This is a genomic window from Nocardia asiatica NBRC 100129 (assembly GCF_000308415.1).
GTDB lineage: Bacteria > Actinomycetota > Actinomycetes > Mycobacteriales > Mycobacteriaceae > Nocardia > Nocardia asiatica.
In genome coordinates this window covers 1-21,137 of record NZ_BAFS01000453.1, presented here as the reverse complement: position 1 = coordinate 21,137, position 21,137 = coordinate 1, and the positions used below count along the sequence as shown (strand labels likewise).

26 protein-coding genes are annotated in these 21,137 nt (G+C 64.7%); 7 read left to right on the top strand and 19 right to left on the bottom strand.

Translation table 11 applies throughout. The annotated features are described in order from the left end of the window. Positions 1-377: 377 nt before the first annotated feature. From ON27_RS34495 to ON27_RS34465, 7 genes are all read right to left on the bottom strand, one after another. Positions 378-758, bottom strand: coding sequence for a hypothetical protein (locus ON27_RS34495; protein WP_157227677.1), 381 nt, complete (start codon positions 756-758; stop codon positions 378-380). Continuing rightward, complete coding sequence (locus ON27_RS34490) at positions 755-1,342, bottom strand: hypothetical protein (protein WP_157227675.1); 588 nt, start codon at positions 1,340-1,342, stop codon at positions 755-757. Before ON27_RS34490 ends, ON27_RS34495 begins: the two co-directional genes overlap by 4 nt. A gap of 344 nt (positions 1,343-1,686) precedes the next feature. Then, positions 1,687-2,097, bottom strand: coding sequence for a YbaB/EbfC family nucleoid-associated protein (locus tag ON27_RS43540; protein WP_157227673.1), 411 nt, complete (start codon positions 2,095-2,097; stop codon positions 1,687-1,689). 35 nt (positions 2,098-2,132) lie between these two features. Next, positions 2,133-2,546, bottom strand: coding sequence for an ankyrin repeat domain-containing protein (locus ON27_RS34480; protein WP_051047321.1), 414 nt, complete (start codon positions 2,544-2,546; stop codon positions 2,133-2,135). Beyond that, positions 2,547-3,968: a WXG100-like domain-containing protein gene (locus ON27_RS34475; RefSeq protein WP_043737204.1), complete on the bottom strand. Its 1,422-nt coding sequence runs from the start codon at positions 3,966-3,968 to the stop codon at positions 2,547-2,549. Then, positions 3,968-4,264, bottom strand: coding sequence for a WXG100 family type VII secretion target (locus tag ON27_RS34470; RefSeq protein ID WP_043737202.1), 297 nt, complete (start codon positions 4,262-4,264; stop codon positions 3,968-3,970). The genes ON27_RS34475 and ON27_RS34470 overlap by 1 nt, the downstream gene beginning before the upstream one ends. Then, complete coding sequence (locus ON27_RS34465; protein WP_043737199.1) at positions 4,261-4,581, bottom strand: WXG100 family type VII secretion target; 321 nt, start codon at positions 4,579-4,581, stop codon at positions 4,261-4,263. Before ON27_RS34465 ends, ON27_RS34470 begins: the two co-directional genes overlap by 4 nt. 360 nt (positions 4,582-4,941) lie before the next feature. Between ON27_RS34465 and ON27_RS34460 the strand changes: the two genes are divergently transcribed. From ON27_RS34460 to ON27_RS42045, 3 genes are all read left to right on the top strand, one after another. Continuing rightward, positions 4,942-5,484: a GNAT family N-acetyltransferase gene (locus ON27_RS34460; protein WP_051047320.1), complete on the top strand. Its 543-nt coding sequence runs from the start codon at positions 4,942-4,944 to the stop codon at positions 5,482-5,484. A gap of 67 nt (positions 5,485-5,551) precedes the next feature. Beyond that, positions 5,552-5,986, top strand: a complete 435-nt coding sequence (locus tag ON27_RS34455) for an NUDIX hydrolase (protein ID WP_043737195.1) — start codon at positions 5,552-5,554, stop codon at positions 5,984-5,986. Positions 5,987-6,093: 107 nt separating this feature from the next. Beyond that, a complete protein-coding gene (locus tag ON27_RS42045; protein WP_083888031.1) occupies positions 6,094-6,996 on the top strand; it encodes a GNAT family N-acetyltransferase in 903 nt (300 codons plus the stop codon). A gap of 222 nt (positions 6,997-7,218) precedes the next feature. On the opposite strand, the gene ON27_RS34445 is transcribed toward ON27_RS42045, so the two are convergent. Genes ON27_RS34445 through ON27_RS34405 form a run of 9 tightly spaced genes read right to left on the bottom strand, consistent with a single transcriptional unit; the run spans position 7,219 to position 15,130 of the window. After that, complete coding sequence (locus tag ON27_RS34445) at positions 7,219-7,665, bottom strand: NUDIX domain-containing protein (protein WP_043737192.1); 447 nt, start codon at positions 7,663-7,665, stop codon at positions 7,219-7,221. Between the two features lie 59 nt (positions 7,666-7,724). Beyond that, a complete protein-coding gene (locus ON27_RS34440) occupies positions 7,725-8,204 on the bottom strand; it encodes a GNAT family N-acetyltransferase (protein WP_043737190.1) in 480 nt (159 codons plus the stop codon). A gap of 60 nt (positions 8,205-8,264) precedes the next feature. After that, positions 8,265-8,990 carry a histidine phosphatase family protein gene (locus ON27_RS34435; protein ID WP_051047319.1) on the bottom strand — a complete coding sequence of 242 codons (726 nt, stop codon included), beginning with the start codon at positions 8,988-8,990 and terminating at the stop codon, positions 8,265-8,267. Next, positions 8,987-10,123, bottom strand: a complete 1,137-nt coding sequence (locus tag ON27_RS34430; RefSeq protein ID WP_043737187.1) for a glycosyltransferase family 4 protein — start codon at positions 10,121-10,123, stop codon at positions 8,987-8,989. Before ON27_RS34430 ends, ON27_RS34435 begins: the two co-directional genes overlap by 4 nt. Then, on the bottom strand, positions 10,108-11,250 hold the full coding sequence (locus ON27_RS34425; protein ID WP_043737185.1) for a glycosyltransferase family 4 protein: 1,143 nt from the start codon (positions 11,248-11,250) through the stop codon (positions 10,108-10,110). Before ON27_RS34425 ends, ON27_RS34430 begins: the two co-directional genes overlap by 16 nt. Continuing rightward, on the bottom strand, positions 11,250-12,119 hold the full coding sequence (locus tag ON27_RS34420; RefSeq protein ID WP_051047318.1) for a phosphotransferase: 870 nt from the start codon (positions 12,117-12,119) through the stop codon (positions 11,250-11,252). The genes ON27_RS34425 and ON27_RS34420 overlap by 1 nt, the downstream gene beginning before the upstream one ends. Next, positions 12,100-13,047: a glycosyltransferase family 2 protein gene (locus tag ON27_RS40395; RefSeq protein ID WP_051047317.1), complete on the bottom strand. Its 948-nt coding sequence runs from the start codon at positions 13,045-13,047 to the stop codon at positions 12,100-12,102. Before ON27_RS40395 ends, ON27_RS34420 begins: the two co-directional genes overlap by 20 nt. Next, a complete protein-coding gene (locus ON27_RS34410; RefSeq protein WP_157227672.1) occupies positions 13,044-14,060 on the bottom strand; it encodes a phosphoenolpyruvate carboxykinase (ATP) in 1,017 nt (338 codons plus the stop codon). The genes ON27_RS40395 and ON27_RS34410 overlap by 4 nt, the downstream gene beginning before the upstream one ends. Then, positions 14,057-15,130: an NAD-dependent epimerase/dehydratase family protein gene (locus tag ON27_RS34405; RefSeq protein WP_218003090.1), complete on the bottom strand. Its 1,074-nt coding sequence runs from the start codon at positions 15,128-15,130 to the stop codon at positions 14,057-14,059. The genes ON27_RS34410 and ON27_RS34405 overlap by 4 nt, the downstream gene beginning before the upstream one ends. Positions 15,131-15,366: 236 nt before the next feature. On the opposite strand from ON27_RS34405, the gene ON27_RS34400 reads away from it, so the two are divergent. Beyond that, a complete protein-coding gene (locus tag ON27_RS34400) occupies positions 15,367-16,737 on the top strand; it encodes an NsdA family TPR-like regulatory protein (RefSeq protein WP_043737182.1) in 1,371 nt (456 codons plus the stop codon). Between the two features lie 33 nt (positions 16,738-16,770). After that, the gene (locus ON27_RS34395) at positions 16,771-17,136 is read left to right on the top strand and encodes a hypothetical protein (RefSeq protein WP_157227668.1); all 366 of its coding nucleotides are present in this window, start codon (positions 16,771-16,773) and stop codon (positions 17,134-17,136) included. 277 nt (positions 17,137-17,413) lie between these two features. Here ON27_RS34395 and ON27_RS34390 read toward each other — a convergent pair whose 3' ends face one another. Together ON27_RS34390 and ON27_RS34385 are read right to left on the bottom strand one after the other, a co-directional pair. Further along, a complete protein-coding gene (locus tag ON27_RS34390; protein ID WP_043737176.1) occupies positions 17,414-17,635 on the bottom strand; it encodes a dihydrofolate reductase family protein in 222 nt (73 codons plus the stop codon). Positions 17,636-17,829: 194 nt separating this feature from the next. Further along, positions 17,830-18,420 (bottom strand): DUF6907 domain-containing protein, encoded by a 591-nt coding sequence (locus tag ON27_RS34385; protein WP_373282816.1) that lies wholly within the window; start codon positions 18,418-18,420, stop codon positions 17,830-17,832. 774 nt (positions 18,421-19,194) lie between these two features. Between ON27_RS34385 and ON27_RS42040 the strand changes: the two genes are divergently transcribed. Together ON27_RS42040 and ON27_RS45480 are read left to right on the top strand one after the other, a co-directional pair. Further along, the gene (locus tag ON27_RS42040) at positions 19,195-19,530 is read left to right on the top strand and encodes an AbrB/MazE/SpoVT family DNA-binding domain-containing protein (protein ID WP_083888028.1); all 336 of its coding nucleotides are present in this window, start codon (positions 19,195-19,197) and stop codon (positions 19,528-19,530) included. Beyond that, a complete protein-coding gene (locus tag ON27_RS45480) occupies positions 19,527-20,540 on the top strand; it encodes a site-specific integrase (RefSeq protein WP_218003089.1) in 1,014 nt (337 codons plus the stop codon). The genes ON27_RS42040 and ON27_RS45480 overlap by 4 nt, the downstream gene beginning before the upstream one ends. A 47-nt stretch (positions 20,541-20,587) precedes the next feature. Here ON27_RS45480 and ON27_RS45475 read toward each other — a convergent pair whose 3' ends face one another. Then, entirely contained in the window at positions 20,588-20,710 is a 123-nt protein-coding gene (locus tag ON27_RS45475) for a hypothetical protein (protein ID WP_280413563.1), read from the bottom strand. Between the last annotated feature and the right edge of the window lie 427 nt (positions 20,711-21,137).

Here is a 21,137-nt window from a genome sequence, read left to right as displayed (position 1 = left end):
GTTCCTTGTGAGGGACGGCACCCTCGTCAACGCTGCCATGCCGACAGTCGGGGTCTATCCGGGGTCGGGCACGTGTAGCAGACTACGGGTCCTGCAGGACCCCAGCGGGCAGCTGAGCGATCGGTGTCGATATCGGCTTTTGCTGGCCTCCGGCTCGGCGCTACCGCCATTCACCGCCGACCCGCGGCGTCGACAGCGTCGGCCATCCTGATTGACAAGCCTGCCGCCGACCTGCGGCCCGCGGTGGTCAGTGACCTGTTCGTCGTTTGCCTGACCACCGCACGCCTGGGAACGGCTGGCTCAAACTAGCCGGGCCGCCTACCTTGCCGTTCGCGCCGACACCGACCGCAGGACGGCCAGCTCCTATTCGTCGGTGATCACCAGTCCTGGCGACTCATCCATGGAGGCGACGGCAGGGTGTATGACCCGACGTTGTTCTCTTCCCGTTCTCGCTGGATCCGTTTGCGTTCACGGCGGAGTTCGGCAGCGAGGTCGTAGATGATGTCGAGATCATCGTCCGTCCCGCCCATGACCTCGACCGCGGAGTCACCCATCTCGACGAAGTAGTCCCAGTGCACGATTTCCTCGGCGGCGTGGCGAGGACACCCCGGGGCGGTAACGATGGTGTCGTCATCGAAGATCCTTACGCGCACCCGCACGTCACCGGCGGCGCACGGCGAGTATCCCCAGCCCCGCCGGGACCGGTTTTCGCCCGCTCCGAGCATGCACCCTCGACTGTGCGTGGCCTCTGCCGTCATCGACAGCACCTCGGCCGCTTCCACCGCCGACTCGACCCGATCACGCAGTGCCCGTCGGTGATCCGACGCAGACCACTCAATTTCAGATCCACCGCGTAGTAGGCAGCGGCCACGGTCGCCGATTCGACCCAGGCGATCTCGGCGTCCTCTCGCACACGCTCTAGGTCCTTGATCACCTTCTGCACCGTGTCGCGGAAGTTCTCGCGGTGTTCGGCCGCGCATGGCACTACCCTGTGCGGCTGCCCGTCCGGCCCGGTCACGGTCACCGGCCGTAACCTGGCTGACAGTAGTGCACGCACCTGCGGTAACAGCACATCCACTGCGGCAACAACATCTTTCTCGACTGGGTCGGCCAACCCGTCGCGGCTGAGTTGCTCGGCATCCTCACGTCGGAAATAGCGTCTGACACCGTCGATCTCGACCTTCACCGGTCTCAGGAACGAATCGTGCTCTGCCTGTTCGTCGGCGCGCGCTTGCTTGGCGCGTTCATCGCCGCGACGCAAGGCTTCGGTGTACTTCACGCCTTCCTCGACGGCGATGCGGTGAGCCCGGCGCCGACGGCGCGCGCTGCTGTTCTTGGGCATGCCCTCGTCCAGTTCCGGCAGCGGTGCCCACGCCACCCTGCCTGCGACGAAAGATCATGCGAACAGGGAAACGAGCTACCGCGGGCCCCGGGGAGGACCTTGGCCGTCACTGTCACCGAACCAGCGTGGGCGGGGTGACTCCGGCGAAAAAGGTGGAGCGCGTGCGCGTCCTGACACTCCGCCGTCAGCTTACCGTCCCTGGTCCGCAGAACGGCCCACCTTCACCGGGTTCGTGTAGCCATGTTCCGTCGCAGCTGGTCAGGTGTGATGCGCCAGCGGCTGCTGAAGGCGAGCGACCTGCGATCAGATCAGAATGCAGCAGCACCAGGCTGGCCGGGAGGAGGTTATATGCGGTCAGATTCAGCGGTTCCAGCCTTGTCGTTCATGCGTTCGAAGTAGGCGTCGTCAGCGGCCTGGATCTCTTCTTCGGTCCTCGGCGTCGGGGGCTTCGTCCTGGGTTCGGCTTGTCTGAAGGTTTCGCGAATCGTTTTGATTCCGGCTTCGACACGTTCGTCGTGGATGAGTGGACCCATCACCTTCCCAGCCTTCGCGGCGGCGTCCTTTTCGGCAGCGGCGGTCGCCTGCAGGATGAGGCTCGCCAGCCGATCTCCCCACCGGTGTGCGTCCCGGGTGAGTTTCAGGTCGCGCAGGTGTCCGGCCGAATCGACGATCGCTGTGATGGCGCCGTTGCCTGCTATACCGATGCCGCGTATGCGGGACAGGGCCGACTTGACCTGGTTGGCTTTGGTTTTCATTTCCTCGAGTGTGGCGTCGAGGTCTGGGGGTTCGCTCACAGCAGGTCCGCGAATTCGGCCTGCATGGCGGGGTCGTTGCGGACTTCCCGCAGCACGTCCAGGGGGCTTTGGGTTCCGAAGTACCCTTTGATCGTCGACTTCGTCGGGTCGGCGCCCCGCGCGCGCAGGAGGCGCACCGTGCCGATTCGATCTCCGCTGGAGGACATGATCGCCCAGTAGATCGGCGGCATCCCTTTCTCGGTCAAGGCGTTGATGTCGGCGCCCGCGTCGAGTAGCTGTTGGACGATCTCGGTGAACCCGTACTGGGATGCGAAGTGCAACGGCGTCCATCCCTCGTTGTCGCGAGCGTTGACGTCCTCGGTGTCGAGCAGACGCGCGACGGCATCGACCTGGCCCTCCATCGCGGCGTAATGCAGAGGGGTTCGGCCCCATTCGTCCGGTTCGGTCATCTACTTCTGCTCCCGTCTGTGGCTTCTGTTTCCGGTCATGTCTTCGATGTGGAACCGCTCGGGATGGCTGTTGACGTAGTCGTCGAACTCTTTCTGGGTCAAGCCGCGGCTTTGGGCATCGGCCAGCAGCCGCCGGTGCTCAAAGCCGCTATTGTGGCCGAATTCCCACTTCGGGTTCACTGGATACAACGATCTGTTGGCCGCGTCGACGTAGTATTTGCCGTCCTCGGTCTTGGGTAGCTGCTGCACCCAGGGTTTGTCGTCATAGGACTTGTTGATCGGTACCTTGACGTTCGGTTCGGATTCGACGACGTAGAAGTCTTCTTTCTCGCCGGGCCGTCCCCAGGTTCGTGTTCTGGCGATGATCGTGTCTCTGGTCTGCTGGGTCAGGTGCGGGCGGCGGAGGTTGGCGAATGTCGTGAACGGTCCGGGCGCGACGACACCGTCGGCGCCGGCCAGGGCTGGGCGCGCCCGGATCAGCGGGATCAATGCCTCGCTGCCACGGGCAACGGCCTGCGACACCGCGACCGGGACGCGGGACGCCTCCGCGAGACCGATCAGCGCGCGAATGACCGCAGCTATGCGGGCGCCGTAGATGCCGATCGCGATCGCCATTCCGCCCTGCGCGGCGGCCGCCGACCCGCCACCGGTGAACGGTGCGGCGATCCACCCGAACGCTTGGTCCACAGCGACGATCGCGATGAGTTCGATGAGCGCACGCTTGATCGTGTTCTTGGTCTGTTCCACCGAACTCGCGTACGAGTCACAGGATTTCGCGAGTTCATCACACACGGTGGCCAAGGCGTCGAACTGGCCCTTGACGATGTCGGCCTGCTCGAGCGCTTGGGGTGTTTCCGGGCTTTGCTGTGCCTCGATCAACTGCCGTGCGTTCGGCAATGGACCGGCCGCGATACGCAGGGCGTTGGCCATGGTCCGCCACGCCGCGGCGATCTTTCGCAGCACGTCGGGGTGCCCATTCGGCCACAGTTCACCCTGGACCGCGCCTTTGACCCAGTCCCACCCGGTCGGCTCCGGGTCATGGCCACCGTAGACGGCTGGGGGTTCGGGCGGCTGGTAGACCTTCAGCGTCCCTGGCGGGAAAACGAGGTCGTTCGGGTTCGGTTCCGGCGTGGATTGCGAGTTCGCGTTGGCGTGGTTGGCGGCGGTGAACTGCAGCAGGTCGTGCATCTGTCCCACCGCGAGGGCGAGTTCGCCCAGCGCGTCGACGGTGTCCCACGCGGCCGGGTCGTAGTCGTTGCTCCATGCCCGGCCGGCGTTGTCCGAACCCGCGCTGCCGCCGGACTGGCCCAGTATCTTCGTCAGCGTGTCGACGCCGTAGATCAACGCGTTGTGCACGCCTTCGTAGACCTCGGCGGCCTTGGTGAAGCCTTGCGGATCCACCTGCACAACCGGCGGCGACATTACGGCCACATCCGGGTGTTGGCCTCGATCGCAGCGGTGTAGTTCTGGTGCGCCTTCTTCGCGACCTCCCGTAGTTCATCGAGGTTCTCGCGCATCTCGTTCACACCGGTGACCCACTTGTCGTGCGCGGTCCTTTGCGCGGTCGCCGCGTCGCTGGTCCACGTCAGGTGCAAGTCGGCGATGTGGCGGTCGACCTCGCCCAGCCAGTCTTCGACCGTGCGGCCGAACTTCTGCATCGTGTCGACCGCGGCATCGAGCTGCTCTAGATCGACGCGGTAGCGACCGCTGTCTGTCACGGGAGGTCCAATCCGGTCAACCCTGTGATCGCCTGCTGGGTGGTCGTGTCGCGGTTCTCGTAGCGGTTGGCGGCTTCAGCGAGGCTTGTGGCGGATTCCTCCAGCGCAGCGATCACCGTCTCGGCGCCGTGTTTCCACTCCACCCATGACTCGTCATACGCGCTGGCCGCCTTGCCTTGCCAGCCGTCAGCGAGGAGTTCCTTGCCGATAGTGTCATCGAGCCGCTTCAGCTCATCCCTGATGGCCTGGGCTTTCCCCGACACGAATCGCGCTGCCTCCCGCAACCGGTCGACCTCAACCTGGAGCTCACCGGACACACCGCCACCCCCTAAAAGCAGAAAACGTCCTTCCACCAACCGAACTCGCCATCCAGGCTATCGGACATGATCGTGCACGACCTCGGCTCACCGGATACCAACCGGCGGTCACAAGTCGGCACAACCTGTACGCGCGAAACCCGCGAAGCAAGCCGCCAAGAAGGTTATTGGGGACTGCACGCCACCTCGGCCACCGACCGACCCTGCTCCAGGACAAGACACACCGCCTTGCCTTGGACGCAGACATTTGGGGACTGATGTGTCGCTCGGCGGAGCATGCGTGCCACTCCAAGTCGGCACGAGCGGATCGCGGCTGAAAATCCGTCGACGACGGTAGTTTCGCTGGCTACGGTGCGGGCCATGTCAAATGCTCCCCGGACCTCGCCCATTCTCGATGCGGTGCGGCTGCGGCCGTTGCGCGTGTCGGATGAACAGGTGGTCCGCGCGGCGCATGAGGCCATGGCCGACGACGACGGATTCCCCTTCGCGTTGGGGCTCACACCGGCCATGACATGGCCGCAGTATCTGTCGATGCTGGAGGACTACCGCCAGGGGATCAATCTGCCCGACGGTATCGTCGCGGCCACCTACCTGGTCGCCACCGTCGACGACCGGATCGTCGGCCGCGCGTCCATCCGGCACACCCTCAACGACGCACTACGCCGACGAGGCGGTCACATCGGCTACGCAGTCCTGGCACACTATCGACGCCGCGGCTACGGCACCGCCATCCTCCGCCACAGCCTCACCATCGCCCGCGCGATCGGCATCGATCGGATACTCATCACCTGCCATGACACCAACCTCGCCTCTCGGCGCATCATCGAATCCTGCGGCGGCGTCCTCGAATCGGTTGAACCATGTACGGATGGCATTCTGAATCGCCGGTACTGGATAGATTGAGCTGCCCGTCCGGCGCGGTTTCCTGCTTCGCCACGACTTGTCGATTCGGAGGGAGGGATTGCGCTCGATGCCTGAGAAGGCCATCACTGAGAAGGTCGTCGTGTACGTCGTCTGTGACGGCAAGCTGTTGGTGTTCCGGCACCCCGAGTTCTCCTGGGAGGAAGTCGGTATCCAGGTTCCCGCTGGGAGTATCCGGGCCGGGGAGACCCCGGAGAGTGCAGCCCTACGAGAGGCGCGGGAGGAGACCGGGCTCTCGGAGTTCGAGATCGTGCGCAAGCTCGGGGAAGCCGACTACGACATCAGCCCGTACCGGTTCGAGATCCAGCATCGGCACTTCTTCTCGCTGAAACTGTGCGAGGACGCCCCGGACCGATGGGCAAGCCAGGAAGACCACGACGGCGAATCAGAGCCGACGCGGTTCGAATGCTTCTGGATCCCACTCGAAGCCGCCCATGTCCTGCAATCGGGCCAGGGCGCGCTCCTCGCCCGGTTGTACGACTGAGAGAGCACCCCCAACCCGTCGCCAACCGCACACCGAACCTAGTTCGCTCACGGGTTCGATCAGGATAATGCGTTGCCGTCGACAGCCAGTCCCCGCAGGATCAGCGCATGATCGTGCGCCAACTCCAACCGGACGAATGGACCCTCGCCCGCACCGTGCGGCTCGACGCGCTCAGGGAGACACCACCCGGAACATTCGGGTCCACCTTCGATCTGGCGTCCCGATGGAGCGAACGGCAGTGGCGTCAATGGATGCACGGCAGGGTGTTGTTCATTGCCGAGACCACAGACGGGACAGCAGTCGGGTCGGTCGGCGGCATGATCGAAGACGATCTACCGGCCGTCGTGTCCATGTGGGTGGCGCCTGCCCATCGAGGGACCGGGCTGTCGGACCGGCTGCTGGCCGCCGTGATCGACTGGGCCATCACCGGTCGGCACCACCAGATACGGCTGTGGGCGCTCGAACACAACCACACAGCCCACGCTTTCTACCGTAGAAACGGATTCACCAACACAGGCAAACGGAAACGCTGCATCGACTGGCCGGACCGGTTCGAGATCGAGATGTCACGCGTGTTGACGATCAGCTCTCCGCTACTACCGGACGAGCTCGTGGCGGCAGCACCGGCCGACGACACCGTGCGACAGGTCATTGATGCCGAGATGCGCCTGCTGGACCCGGCGGTTCGGGCGTCTCCGCAGGCGTTGGCCGTGTTCCTCGCCCCGAGCTTCATAGAGTTCGGTGCGTCAGGCCGCAGATGGGACCGCGACTCGATCATCGCCGCCCTCGCCGCCGAACCACCCACCACGACGGCTGCCACCCAGATCCGCGGACAACTGCTCAGCCCCGACCTCGCGCATGTCACCTACATCGCAGAACGCGACGGCCAGAAATCGCTACGCAGTTCGCTGTGGCGGCGAACCGACGACGGCTGGCGAATGTACTTCCACCAGGGCACACCCGTTGCGGACAAATCGCTTTCGGGCACAACAGATCGCGTGGATGGTTGACGGTGACGGAGTGCATACCTCGGGTTGATTTCTCGTCGCCCCGTCAATTCGGCGGACCGCGCCATCCCGTATCTACGGCGGGTGCTTTGCCCCGGCCATCACGTTGACTGAGTAAGGGCCTCCCGCGGTTGGGCTATGCTCCGTGTGCTGGGATGCTTTCTCACCGGCGCCCTTTGCCCACTACCGGACCGCACAGAGCACCGGCCCGGTCGGCATTGGCGTTTACCGTTCGAAGCCCACATAGATGTCCCCGCCAGTGCGCCACTGGCCCTTCCTCAGGAACTGCGGATAGATATGCTCCTCGGTCTGCATCTGCTGCGGGCTGAAGAACCGCATATGCTCCACCGGCCCGTCAAGGTCGGCCCAATCCTGATCGAGCTCACCGGACGCCAGACACGTTAGAAAGTAGCACTCGACCTTGTGGCGGTGGTGCTTTTCTTCCCAGTATTCGAAGACGTGTACCAGCTCACCGGCGGTCACGTGGAGTCCGGTTTCCTCGTGGACCTCGCGGCGGATGCAGTCATGCAACGACTCACCGGGTTGCAGGCGACCTCCGGGTGTGTACCAGATTCGGCCGTCATCGGACACCAGCAGCAGATCCTCGCCTTTGGCGACCAGAGCGCGTGCGGTGACTTGAATCTGGAACGGTTCAGTGGTGTTGCTGTCCATGCTGTCCTTCCGTGAGCTGATCGTCGGCGTGGCCGCGAAAGCAACTCTCTGGTTCCCATTCAGGTCAGGAGAAGTTCGTACACAGCACGGCTCCGGCCTGGTCCTTTGAAGTCGGTGATGACGGATATGCCGTTAACCTCGTGGTCGCCGGGCACGTTGACGAAGCCGAGAGCTGTCCAACAGGCGTGCGCTGCGTGGTTGTCGGTTTCTGATGTCAGATACAAGCGCTCGCAGTCCCACTTCTCGGCCTGTGATCGCACGCTGTGCAGAAGCGCTCGAGCGATGCCACTTCGCCGGTGCTGCGGGTGGGTGATGACATCCTGGACGTAGATGTCTGTGGGGTCGTCTTGGCTTCGGAACGCGACCACCGCTCCCATGATGGTGTTGTCTTCCCTGATCGCGATCGGGCAGGTCGAGGAGAACAGCTTCGCGTACAGCCAGTAGTCGGACAGGGTGCGCGCACGGATAAAGGGCTGCCCGAGTTCGATGAGCTGATGGACTTCGCTCACGTGTTCGGGCTGGAGGGGCGTGACGATCACAGGTGCTCCTTGAAAGGAGTTGGGTCCGCTGACCGGCAGATGCCGCTTCGGACCACGCAGCTACGTTTCGGCGCAACTGGGTTTCGGTTGTGGTGTAGCCGTCGCTGGGTGTGGTTTGGGCGTGTCGGTGAGATGTCGTGTGTCGTTGTGAGTGAGCAGTGCCCATCGGAGTCCGGCCGTGGGGTTGATCCAGGAGGTTGGTTGCTGTCGCCAGACGGTGAGGCTCGCGTGATACATGGCGATTGTGGCGGTCGCCCTGCTGGTGGTCGGTAGGTCGAAGAAGTGGTGGAAGGCGGCATCAACGGTATCCCCGTGTCCGACGATGAGGATCCGCTTACCGGTGTGACGGGCGAGGATTTGGGTGAGCGCGTTGCGGGATCGGTGGAGGTATTCAGTCCAGGTTTCTCCGTCGGGGGCGAGTGGTTGGTTGGGGTGGTGTGCGGGGATCTTGCCGAACTCTGTGACGACATCGCGCCAGGGCCTGCCGTCGGCGGTGCCGTGGTGTTGTTCGGCGAGCTCGGTCACGATCTCCAGTTCGATGTCGAGGGCGGTTGCGATGATGGCCGCGGTTTCGCGGGTGCGTCGCAGCGGGGTGGTGTAGATGGCGTGTATCGGGTGGTGTGATTGGTGTTGCCTGAGATGCTCGGCGAGGAGCTGGGCTTGGTGGCGTCCGCGCTGGGTGAGGCCGCGGCATCCGGTGGGGCCGCCGATGATCGAGGCGGTGTTGCAGTGGGCTTCGCCGTGGCGGGCGATGAGCAGTTCGGTGGTGGGGTGTGGGCTGGTCATTGTCGGGTCGCTCTTCTTGCGATGACCTTCTCGTAGAGCTGCAAGCATGTTCGGGCGTGGTGTGCTGCGGTGAACTGGTGTGCACGTTGGCGTGCTCGGCGTGCCAGTGAGTGTCGGTACCGTCTGTCGGCGCTGAGCCGGTCGATCGCGGCGGCGAGGGTGGCGGGGTTGTGGGGTTCGATGAGGATGCCGGTGTCGTCGACGAGTTCGGCCATGTTGGCGATGTCGGTGGCCAGAACAGGGACGGCGTGGGCGAGGTAGTCGGCGATGGCGCCGCTGCCTTGGAACGTGGATTGGTTCTGATAGGGGAACAGTGCGAAGTCGGAATGTCCGACGAGCGCCATCCGGTGTTGGGCGTTGCAGTAGGTCGGCACAACCGTGACGTGTGCGGCGCCGTGTTGGACGCTTGTGCGTGTCTCGCGGGTCAGGTCGATGCCGGCTTGGTTGGGATCGTCCCAAAATGGTCCTGCGAGAATGATTTTGCACATCTTGCGTGTCTGCGCGCAGGCGGCGAGGAGACCGCGGGGGTCCTTCCAGGGTGCGGCATAGCCGTAAAGGCTCGCAGTCACGCCGTCGTCTGCAGTGTGGAGTGCTGTTTCGAGTGCCGGGCTGGGGCGGGCGGTGGTGCCTGGTGGGATGGTGGTCGGTAGCCAGCTGGTCGTGGAGGGGGCGCTGAGGTTGTGGCGCCGGGTGAAGCGGGATCGTGCGTAGTTGCCGAAGAATACGAACCCGTTCATGCTTGCAGGGGCCTGCTCGACGACCGCATGCAACGCCATGTCGGGTGCGTGGGTGGAGAACAGCGTCGGTGCGAGGCAGTGGACGTGATGGACGGCGGGTGGTCTTTTGCGGCGTCGTGCCCATAGGTGCGGTAGGAGCTGTTCGATTTCGAGGTTGCCGTAGTGGAGGCTGATGACGTCATAGGTGTCGAGATCGACCGTGGTGAGGAGTTGTTCGGCGGCGGCGAGGATGCGCTCGACCGTCCAGAACGCACCACGGTGGGGGTCGTAGGGGACGCCGGTGCCGCCGATGCGGTCGACATGGGCTCCCAGTGCGCGCAGCGCGGTGCTGAGGACCGCGAGGTAGGGCGGGATGCTGCCGTGTCCGCCGGTGGGGCCGATCAGGAGTATGCGCATGGCCGTGCACCGATCAGTTGCTGGTAGTGAGCGAGGGTGGCGGTGGTGTTGATTTCCCAGTCGAAGGTCGTGGGCAGCGTCGATACGGGCGGGGGGCAGGCGGCGAGGATGTCGATGAGGTCGCTGGGGTCGCGGTAGGTGTATCCGCCTCCGGCGGCGAGGAGTTCCGGGGCGGTGCCGAGCGTGTCGGGTAGGAGCACGGGGGTGCCGCAGGCGAGTGCTTCGGCGATGGCGAGTCCGAATCCTTCCCAGCGGGAGGTCGACAGCAGCCAGTCGGCGCTGCGGTAGACGACGGGCATGTCGGCGTCGTCGAGGTCGTGGACAACGACGAGGTGGCGGGCGTGCTCGCTGACTGGGCAGAAGGCACGGGAGTGTCCGAGCACCACAGTGATCACCGCGATGTCGTGGAGGCGTGCGGCGATCTGTTCGAGCCGGTCCCACCCTTTCATCGGGGTGATCTTGCCGACCCATACCAGACGCTGGCGGTGACGTGGATCGGCGGTGAACGGCGGTAGCGGCGAGGTGGAGGCCAGCAAAGCGGGGATGGGCTCCGGGTCGCTCGGCTGCCCGTCGCGGTCCAGATGGATGCGTAGTCCGCTGTTGGGCCAGGTGGCTGGCCCGGGGGTGAAGCGGTCGCGGTCGATTCCGTTGTGGATCACGACGGGTGTCTCGATGTGGTAGGCATCGGCGAGGTCGCGGGAGGCGTAGTGGCTGACGGCGATCACGCGGTCGGCGAGGTGCACGAGCTCATGCTCAGCGGCGGCGAGGTCGTCGGCGCCGAGGGTGCGGGCGCTGAATTCCCCACGAACGAGGACCGGCGCCCGATACTCGGGTAGCTGGTGCAAGTAGGTCAGCGTTTCGGCTTCCCAGGTGGAGCAGTCGATCACGTCGGGGCGGATGCGGTCGAGGACGGCGGCGACGGATGCCCGGTGCGCGGTCATGTTTTCGGTGCGTGGAAGGGTGACTACCCGGGCACCGTCCACCGTCACCGGGTGCGGGGATTGCTGGGTGATCAGGGTGACGGTATGGCCACGGGCGGTCATGTGGGTAGCAAGCGACCGGTAGATGGCGCAGATGCCACCGCGGGTACGTTGGTGCAGATCGCGGTGGACCATGGCGATGTGCATCAGACACCCCGCATAGCGATGGCGTGCATACGCTCTCGCGTCTGCTGCCACGCCGAGTCGATGACCCGAAGCCGCGTTTCGCGTACCGGCCCTTCCGGCAGCTCCCGGTGGATGCGCATTTCCCGGGTGAGCACGGTCGCAAGATTGACGACGAACGGTACCTCGATCCCCGCGGCGGTGACCGCGGTGTCGATGCGAGCCCGAAGTTCTGCAGTGGCGGCGCCGAGCTGAGCGTGCAGCATTGCCAGGTCGAATCCGGGCAGGAACAGTCCGGTGAATTCCCAATCCAACAGGACAGCGGGGGCCTCCTCGCGGAGGAGGATGTTGCTGGCCAACGGGTCTCCGTGATTGAGCTGATCAACAGCACCGGCACGGTCGACCAGGCGCAGCAAGGCGTCGCGGTCGGTGTCGGTGAGATAGCCGCGGGCATGATAGCGGCCGATCCGATCTCGGTAGTCGAAGATCACATCGAACGCCCCGGCGGGTGGCTGCCATCGGTTCAGAGCCTCGACTGTGCCCAGCACCGCGTCGATCTCCGTGTCGGCGAGTGACCGCTGCGGGTAGCGGTCGTCGTCGAGGCGCTGCCCGTTCATCCATTCCAGTGCCATGAGCCGGGTGTGATCGGTGTAGACCAGCTGCGGCACTGGCACGGGCGGCGCGGAGTGCGCGAAAACCTCGTACACCTCGAGTTCGTGCCGCCATTTCCCGGCCCAGAACGGGTCGGTGCCGAGCAGGCATTTCACGGCCACGCGCCGACCGGCGAAGCTGCCCGCGGCGAGCAGTGTCTTGCCAGTCTGCTGAAGCACCGTGTCGATGCGGATTCCGGCATTCTGGGTGGCGGTGACGAGGTCATGCGGCAGTGTCGGCACGGCTTCCGTCCTCGATTGTGGTGATGATGCGGGCGGGCAGGTCGTTTTCGGGCTCGTCGCCGTGCCAGGCCGCGGCCAGGTCGGCGACACAGCACTGGAAGTAATCCTCCGCCAGTCGACGCCCTTCGGTGAGGACGGTCAAAGCATTCCAGTACAAGACAGCGATATAGAGGCGGAACCGCGCCGATTCGGTTGTGGTGGCCGGCCAGCGGGACCAGATGCGCTGAACAAGCCGACCGAACCCGGCCAGGCCCGCCGTGGCGGAAACTGTGGTAGCGCACATGCTGCCGCTGTCGGGAATGCGGTGGTAGATCACCGTGGGTTGCGGCACGTGATGGAACCGGTAGCCGTGCTCACGGACCAGCCGCAACCACATGTCCCAGTCCTCCAGCGCCGGAAGGGTCGTGTCGTAGCGTGCGGCTGGTGGCGGCATCCGGAACACCGCGGTGTGCACGGGGATGAAGTTCGCCACTGCCAGAAGGTCCGCGTCGAACGGCAACGACCGGTAGGCGGGCAGCTCCAGTGGCATGCTCGGGTCGATCCACGTGGTGCTGGTGTGGCAGATCCCGTAGGCGGCGTCGGTGTGCTCGTGATCGATCGCGGTGAGCATCGTGGCGAGATGATCGGGGAGATACACGTCGTCATCGTCGAGTAGTGCCAGGAACTCGCCTCGGGCAGTGTCGATTCCGACGTTTCGAGCGGACGGCAGGCCCCGGTTGGCCGGAAGGTCGATCAACCGTACGGCCAGGCCGCGGTCGCGGGCGCTGTCGATCACGGCGCGCACGTCGGTTCCGCCGTCGTTGACGACGATGGCCTCCATCGGCCCGGGGACGGCGTTTTGTGCGGCGACGCTGGCCAGGGCCGCAGCGAGCTGTTCCGGGCGGTTGAAGGTGGGAATGACCACGCTCACCAAAGGCGTCGGTGTCATGGCTTGCTCGCTTTCGTTCGGCAGTACTGGATCAGGTCGGCGGGGTCCCCGCTGTGGTGCCAGCCGATGACGGTGGCACGATCGGCCAATGCGGTGACCAGGTTCCGGGCGTCGTGCTCGTAGTCGAAGAGGCCGCGTTCGCGCCGCGGCAAGTAGTGCTGGTTGAGATTCGGATCGAACGGCCAGTCCCTGCGCACATGCGGCATCAGTGCGGCGATCGGTTCCTCGACAGCAACAGGCCCAGCCGCGCCGCTGCGGTAGCCGGCCAGCACTACGATGACCGCCGGGCCGCAACCGCGATCGTGGAGGTCCACGACGATCGGGTTCTGTTGGCCCAGGCGCGGGAATGTGTAGTAGATCCGGTGGTCGAGTCGGTAGAGCTGCTCGCGCGCCACGCTCCGGTAGGCGTCAACGCGGACGTCGCCGCTGTCCCATGGGGCGGGCAGTTGCGGTTCGAGATCCAGGTACGTGCCGATCTTCACCGGGATCGGACTCGGTAGCGAGGTCAACCTCAGCTGCGTTACCGGGGCCGGGCCGTCCTCAGCAGGGTAGACGATCAGGTGGTCATTGGACAGATACCGCATACCCTGGGAAAGCACCGCTTTCATCGCCAAGGTTGTCTTTCCGCTCCCCTTGTCGCCAACAATGATGATCACCGTGTCGTCGTCGGCGACCGCGGAGGCGTGCAGCATCGTGTAGCGGCGCTGCTCGCAATAGTCGACCAGCACTTCCCGGATCGCCTTGCGGGCGCTCACGGCAAGTCTCACCGGATCCGGGCAATTCAGACGGGCCCGTCGTTCGTTGGCGTCGCTGCAGTGCGCGACGCCCCACTCGTTGACCGCCATGCAGGGTGATGGTGCGCCAACCATCGCTTCCACAATCCAGTCTCGCGGTGCCGGACCGAGGTGGCCAATCCGATAGAAGTTCGCAAGGTAGGTCAACACGACGTCGTCGTTGGTGACCAGTCCCGCCGTCACCGGCCCGAGCTGGCAGGCGTATATGGGTGGTGTCATCCGGCGACCTCCGCCCGGCGGCGCTGGACGTCGGCAACGACCTCAGCGATGCCGTCGGCAAGCAAAACCCGTGATTGCCAGCCAAGCACGCGGTGGGCCCGGCCAGCGTCCATCACCATGCGGCGGGCCTCGCCGAACACAGCAGGCACGAACTGCCGCGCAACCTGGGTGCCGGTTATCCTGCACACCTGCTCGACCACCTCGGCGACGCTGGTTTCCCGACCAGAGGCAATATTCACCAGTCCGACGCAGTCCGCCCAACACGCCAGGACGACCGCGTCGGCGACATCGCCGACGTGAACGAAATCGCGGGTCTGCTGTCCGTCTCCGGTGATCCGAATCGGCCGACCATCCACGAAATCGCGCACCAGCTGCGGAATGACGCCGCAGGCCGGTGCAGTCTGTCCGGGGCCGTAGACGTTGCTGATAGCCAGCGCGACGTACGGTAGGCCGTGGTCGCGGTGGAACAATTCCAGGTAGCGCAGCGCGGTGGCTTTGCTCAATCCGTACGGTGAGCTCGGCGCGATCAGTGTCCCCTCGGTAACCGGCAACTGCTCGGCCGGCACCTGGCCGTAGATCGCGGCGCTGGCCGCATAAACAACTCGTTCCACGCCCACAGCCCGGCACGCCTCCAGTACGTTGACGCTGCCCCGGATATTGATATCCGCATCCCGGAGCGGCGAGCGAATCGCCGATGGCAGGCTCGACTGTCCGGCCAGATGCACCAGCACCTGGGGCTGCCAACCCCGGATAGCCTCAGCGCAGTCGTAGCTGCGAACATCCGCCACACACAAATCGCCGTCGCTGAACCCGAGCGTCCGCGCCCTGGCAAGCCGCTCTATGCGCCCGGTCGACAGATCATCGATGACCTTGACGTCGGCACCGGACAGCAGCAAAGCGGCGGTGACATTGCCGCCAACGAAACCTGCACCACCAGTGACGACAATCCGTACCCCAGCGAGCTGGCGATCTCTGATGGAGTGCGAGGGCATGGCTTCCCACGCAGCCGCCGGTCCGCGGAGAGTTCCGGATGACTGTCTGTTCGTCTGTGCTAGCTGGTTCGAGTACACGACAAACCTCCGTAGTCGATACACCCGGCGCGGGGGGCTTTCGCCGCCGACTCGTCGTGCCTGTCCGGCGGTCGGCGTTGCCCTTGCAACAACCCGGCGCCGAGTGCTGACTTCGACGATCTCGCGAAAACTACTGCGCTGGAATGGGATAGCTGTTGGGATCCGTTGGGATTCGCCGCGCTGTTGGGACACTGTTCGGATACCGTGATACGGCGGCAATCGCGAGGGGGATCGTTGTGGTAATCCGCACCTGGACCGGCGCCGAGGCCGTCGCTCTGCAAGAAGCGCTCGGAAAGTCCGTGCGCGGGTTCGCTGCGCTACTCGACGTCGACGTCACCACCGTGGCGGACTGGCGCAAACGCCGTGCCGCGGTCACACTTCGCCCAGCAACGCAGAATCTTTTGCGCAGCGCGTTGAACACGGCGGATCCACGCGCTCGGAGAGAGTTCGAACGGCTTGTCGCCAGCAGTCACAAGCAAGCATCTACGCTCACAGGCGAATCCGTCACAGACGGCGACGACTCCTCGAAGGGGGTGGAGACCTCGCACCGCCGAGATTTCATTGCGCTCGCCGCGGCGGTTGCCTTCGGTGCCCAGCTGGAGCAACCGGCCACAATGATCATCGACGCCGCCGACCGCAGCAGAGTCCCAGCCACAGTCCGTTCCGGCGACATCCGGCAACTGCAAGCCACCGCCGACGCGCTGGCCGTGTGGGACCGCCAATCCGGCGGCGGCGCCACCCGGCACCTGCTGCTAGGTGAACTCCGATGGGGACTGGCCCTGCTCGACGGTTCCTCCACACCCGCTGTGCGTGCACAGCTGGCGGCAACCGTCGCCGAACTCGCCGACTCAGCAGCCTGGGCGACCTTCGATGCAGGACTGCACGCCGACGCACGCGAGCTGTTCATTCTCGGGCTACGTATTGCTCGCGAATCCGGCGATCTGGGCATGCGTGCCCACGTCGCCACCGGCTTCGCGCGGCAGGAGATCCACGCAGGCAATATCGATGGCGCGCTCGACCTTGTACGGCTGGCTCAAACCGGCGTCGACGCGCTGACCCCCAACACCATCTCAATGCTGAACACCGTCAAAGCAATGGCATACGGCCGCGCCGGTGACGCCGATGCCTTCCAGCGCTACGCCCAACTCGCGCAGGATACCTATGCACCCGACACCATTGCCGATGACCCGGCATGGATGCACTACTACACACCAGCGAAACTCGGCGGCGACCTCGCTGGTGCACAGTTCGATCTTGTCGTCACACACCTGCTGCCCGAGGGCGACCGCTCACGCAAGGCAGTTCCCAGCAACGCATCCGCGGACCTGGTCGACCAACTCGCTGCGGCGGTCAGGCTCTACCCCGACCAGCGGGCACGCAGCAAAGCGATTACCGCGGCCAGGCTGGCCACACTGCTGTATCTTGAACGCGATCTGACCGGGGCCAAGGAAGCCGCCCGCACAGCACTCGATCTCGCCAGCGGTGTCCGCTCAGCACGTCTCGGCAGCGACCTGCAACTACTCGCACGCGCCGCCAACACCGGCCCAAGCGACGACATCACACGCACCATCCACACCGAAGCACGGACCCTGGCAGCCTCCGTATGAGCGCACACGCGCCGACCTGAAAGGATGCTCGACGTGAGCGAAACGACAATAGTGTCCGAAATCGTCGATACAGCACGGTATCTCGGTATCCAGGGCATTCCCGATGCCGAACGCATGACCACCGGACGCGTCTGGCCCGCCGGCCACGGCTGGGTCGGCGAAATCGGCGAAGGCCCCGCGGTACACGCCCTCGACGACATGTACGGCTCCAAAGACGAAGCAATCGAGGCCGTCCAAACCGAGATCCGCCGCCTGCGCGACGAAACCGCCGCGCTCCTCACCGCAGCCGGAGGCAAAGCAGCCGAACTCGCCGCGACCCGCCCCCACTGGCAGGCACCGGTAATCAAACTCTTTGCCAACGCCAGCCAGCAACAACCGACGCTACTGCAGGGAGCCTGATCACAACGTAGGACTACGGCTGTCGCGGTGTTTTCAGGCGTTCGAGCGCACCTTCGGGTGTGATCGACCAGTGGTCCTTGAATTCCGTTCGATATCGGGGACTACGAGCGCCGCGTACAGGCGAGCCCGTGCTTCGTCTGCGCGATTGTCGCCGGCACCCACGATTCAGACCTGGTACAGGTCATCGCCGAGGGGGCCAACCCGTCGACAACTCCAAGACCACCGATTCCAGATGTGCTCGGTGTTCGCGTCGCTGCGTGGGATCGTGCGTTCACAGCTACAGGGTTTTCTCCAGACCGGTTGATAATCTGTAAGTGTCGTGTTCGACCCGGTAGTCGCCGTAGGTCGCGGGCTGTGACTCGACTCGCGTGTACTGCGCAGGCAGCGGCAAGAAGGTATCGCGGTCGAACGTCGTGTCGACACGGGTAATCAACAATTCCTCGGCGGCGAGGTCATCGAGTGCTCGGGCGTAGATCTCACCGGGTTCGAACAGGTACATATCACCGATATCGAGTCGACTCCAACGGCCCGACTGGCTACATCGAAGAACACTCGCGAAGCGACATCCGTTTCTATCTCGTCTTCGACCCCGATGATCGACTCGTCGACGAGAACGGGATGACGAGCTGGCTCATGGCAGTCCGGTGCCTGCACCAGGACAGCCACGTGGAGGCCGAGTAGCGCCCATGCTTCCTATGCGACTTCCACCAACTCGGCCAGATCTACGCAGTGGAGCAGGTGTGCCGAGATCTTGCACGCTTCCGCCGCCAACAGCTCGGTAGAGACCGATTGCACCAGCATCTCCAGCGAGACCCGGCGCGCGTATTCCTCGTCGAATGCGCGCACTCGCACCCCGATCGCGACGCTGGGCTCGTATGTACCGGCGACGACCATCGCTTGGAACGGACCTCGGTGCTCGCGCTCATCGTCAGGATCGTCCGGGTCGGGGTCTGTGTGCTCCAGACACCATGGGGGGCACTCTCCGTCGGAGGCAGTCAGCCGCAGGTCCGCGGCGTCGATCAGCATCTGCACTACCCGCCGAGCTTCATCGGCGGTCAATTCCAAGCCGACTCCGTGCGGATCTACCATTTCGATCACACACCTGCGTGATTCGCCATGATCGCGAGCACTGACTCGCATCGATATACGACGGACAACGCCGATAACTACCACTTCGGCGATTTCGAGCACCAATTCCGGTCCATAATGGACAATGCCAACGCTGGGATTATTCATATCCCGCCCCTGGTGCGATTCACACCAGGGCGGGCATGAAAAATTCACGGCCACAACGACTCCCCACACTCATAGCCGACATCCGTGCCGCGCCCGACAGACTCAACTGTAACGCTCTGACATGGTGACTGACTAGGCGGGCGGGACATCCGGGCGGTTACGTCAACCGGTATTGCGACAGGACCGCTCCGTATTGAGCATTCAGGACACGACGTAAGCCTGGGGCGTAGCGGCCCAACCCAGAGCAGCTGGTCCGATCCGCGGCAGAACGCACGCACTCCCACCAGGCGTATGGACCCGCTAGCAGCCCAGTTCCTCGAGGAACGCGGCCGTCTGATCCCCGACCCCGACCGGCACCGCGATGTCCAGGAGCACGCCATTGCGACCCCGCTCGCACGACTCCCAGAAACGTTCCCACCGGGCGGGCGAGCTCGGCGGTCAGCAGCGCCGCGGCCAGGTCCGGCCACGGTGCGCGCAGGCGGGCGCCGACAAGCCACTTGTACGGAGTGTTCGGCGGATCGAGCGCGTTCGGCACTTTCGCGGCGCAGCACTTGTCGGTGGACCTTGCGGACCCGCTCCGCGACGCAATGTGAGTGTTCCGAATCCAGCCGCGCAACGATCGTCGTTAGCGCACGAGGTCCATTTCGTATCCGCAGTACCAGATATGGCGTGATCGCTGAAAATCTGGTTCCATGGCATTGGAGGATCAGCAGGCTGGACAAAGGAAGAAAGTCCATGCCTACAGCACGACACTCGCAGGGTCTACCCCTTCCCTCCCCTGTGGGGCAGCCACCAACTCTTCGGCAGCAGTCAACGATCTCGATGATCGCTGTGTCGATCCTCAACGATCGCGCGCGTTTGTCGGCTCGGCGTAGTTTCGCTGCGATGGGCTGGCCGCCCGGACATCCCATCGCCTATTCAGTACATGGGCACGTCATAGCCATCCGCGGTACTTACGCGGGCACTTCACGGTTCAAGATCGGGGCACTCGGCCAGATATGGCTTCCCGCCCAAGTGTTGCGGGCCACCGGACTCCGACCGGGCAACCCGGTCGTGGTTCTCGCCTTGCCAGCCGACGGCCTTCTGGCGATCATTCCGGCACCACTCGTCCAGGACGCCCTGTCCACCATGGTGGCCGAGATAGTCGGTGCCGCATGAACAGCGCCGACCTCGAGGCCGCGCGTCTGCTGTTGCAGCGCCTCGATGTTCGCCCCGAGGATCTGCTGACCGCGCCTACCCACGTGACCATCCCGACCTTCGGTGAGTACGTTCCCCAAGTAGTCGACGCCGCTCCGGCCGGCGCCCGACGAACCTACCTGCCCTACTGGCAAAAACTCAGCAGCCGCTGGCCCGACCGCAGCATCGCCGACCCCACCGGCCTGGAACTCCAGCAACTCGTCGAGCACACACGACGCCACGCGATCGTGCGCCGCAACAGCCGGGAAGGCCGCAGCGCCGCCGAACACATGGTCGGCGCGATCCGGCGCCTCTACCGCCACGCCGTTGCCAGCCAATACATACCCGCCTCCCGAAACCCCGCTGCGGCACTGGACAAACCACGCCGCCAGCGCAGCTCCCGCCGCGCGCTGTCCGCCCGCCAGCTCACCCAGATCAACCACGTCGCCGCCACCACCGGCGACGACCCCGACCTCGACACCCTCCTACTACGCCTGCACCTCGAGACAGCCTGCCGCACCGGCAGCGCCCTGCGCCTACGACCAGAAGACATCGATCCTGACCACTCCCAGATACGACTGTTCGGAAAAGGCGCACCATCCACTGGCAACCGATATCCCCCACCCTCACCACTCGCCTGCTCCACCACGGCAGTCGTGGAGACGACCCCAGCCAGCAACTTCTGCGATACCGATATGGGCGCCCCATCACCCGCCGCCGCTACGACCACCTCTGGGAACGCCTCGGCCGCCACCTGCCCTGGATCACCACCCACCAGATCACCACCCACTGGCTACGCCACACCACCCTCACCTGGATCGAACGCCACTACGGATACGCCATCGCCCGTGCATTCGCCGCCCACGCCGAACCCACCGGACAAGACGGCGCCACCCTCACCTACGTCCAAGCAACCATCACCGAAATCGCCACCGCCGTCGCCGAACTCACTGACGAACCACACCCACTCGCCACACCCGACGACACACTGACCGACCTGCCATTCGGAGGCATATTCTGACCGAGTTCGCACGACCACTCATGTTGCCCCCGACCGCGCACGGAGGCGGGCGCGCAACTCGTCGCGAAAGGTGATCAGGAGCAGGACGGCCCCGGCCACGGAACCGAAGACCTGGTCCAGCGCCTCGGTGACATTTCCCACGACCGAACCCGTGCGCGCGGGGCGCGCACAATGCGGCGGACCGGTCGTCGATCCCGCAGGCCCGGTCCAGGACGAGTTCGGCCAGGAGTGCGTCGAAATCCTCGAAGTGCGCTGCAGCACGGAGAACACGTCGAGGCCGGTGAGATGGTCCGTAGCTGGGCTGTCCGGTAGAGGGGCCGCCGAACATATCGCCGCCACCTTCCTCGAGAAACTCGACGCCGTTCCCTGCGGCAGCGTCGTTGCCGGACAGGTTCGTCGCGGAAACCGCAGCCCGGGTGTGAATCGCCCCCAGGGACCACAGGTCTGAGGACAGCAAGCGAATGAGAACAGCAGGCTGATAGCTAATCCGCTCCAGTTCCGAAATTGGTGTCAGTCCTGCCACTTTCACACTGAAGCGGGATGGCACAGTTGACTGTTACCGATCAGC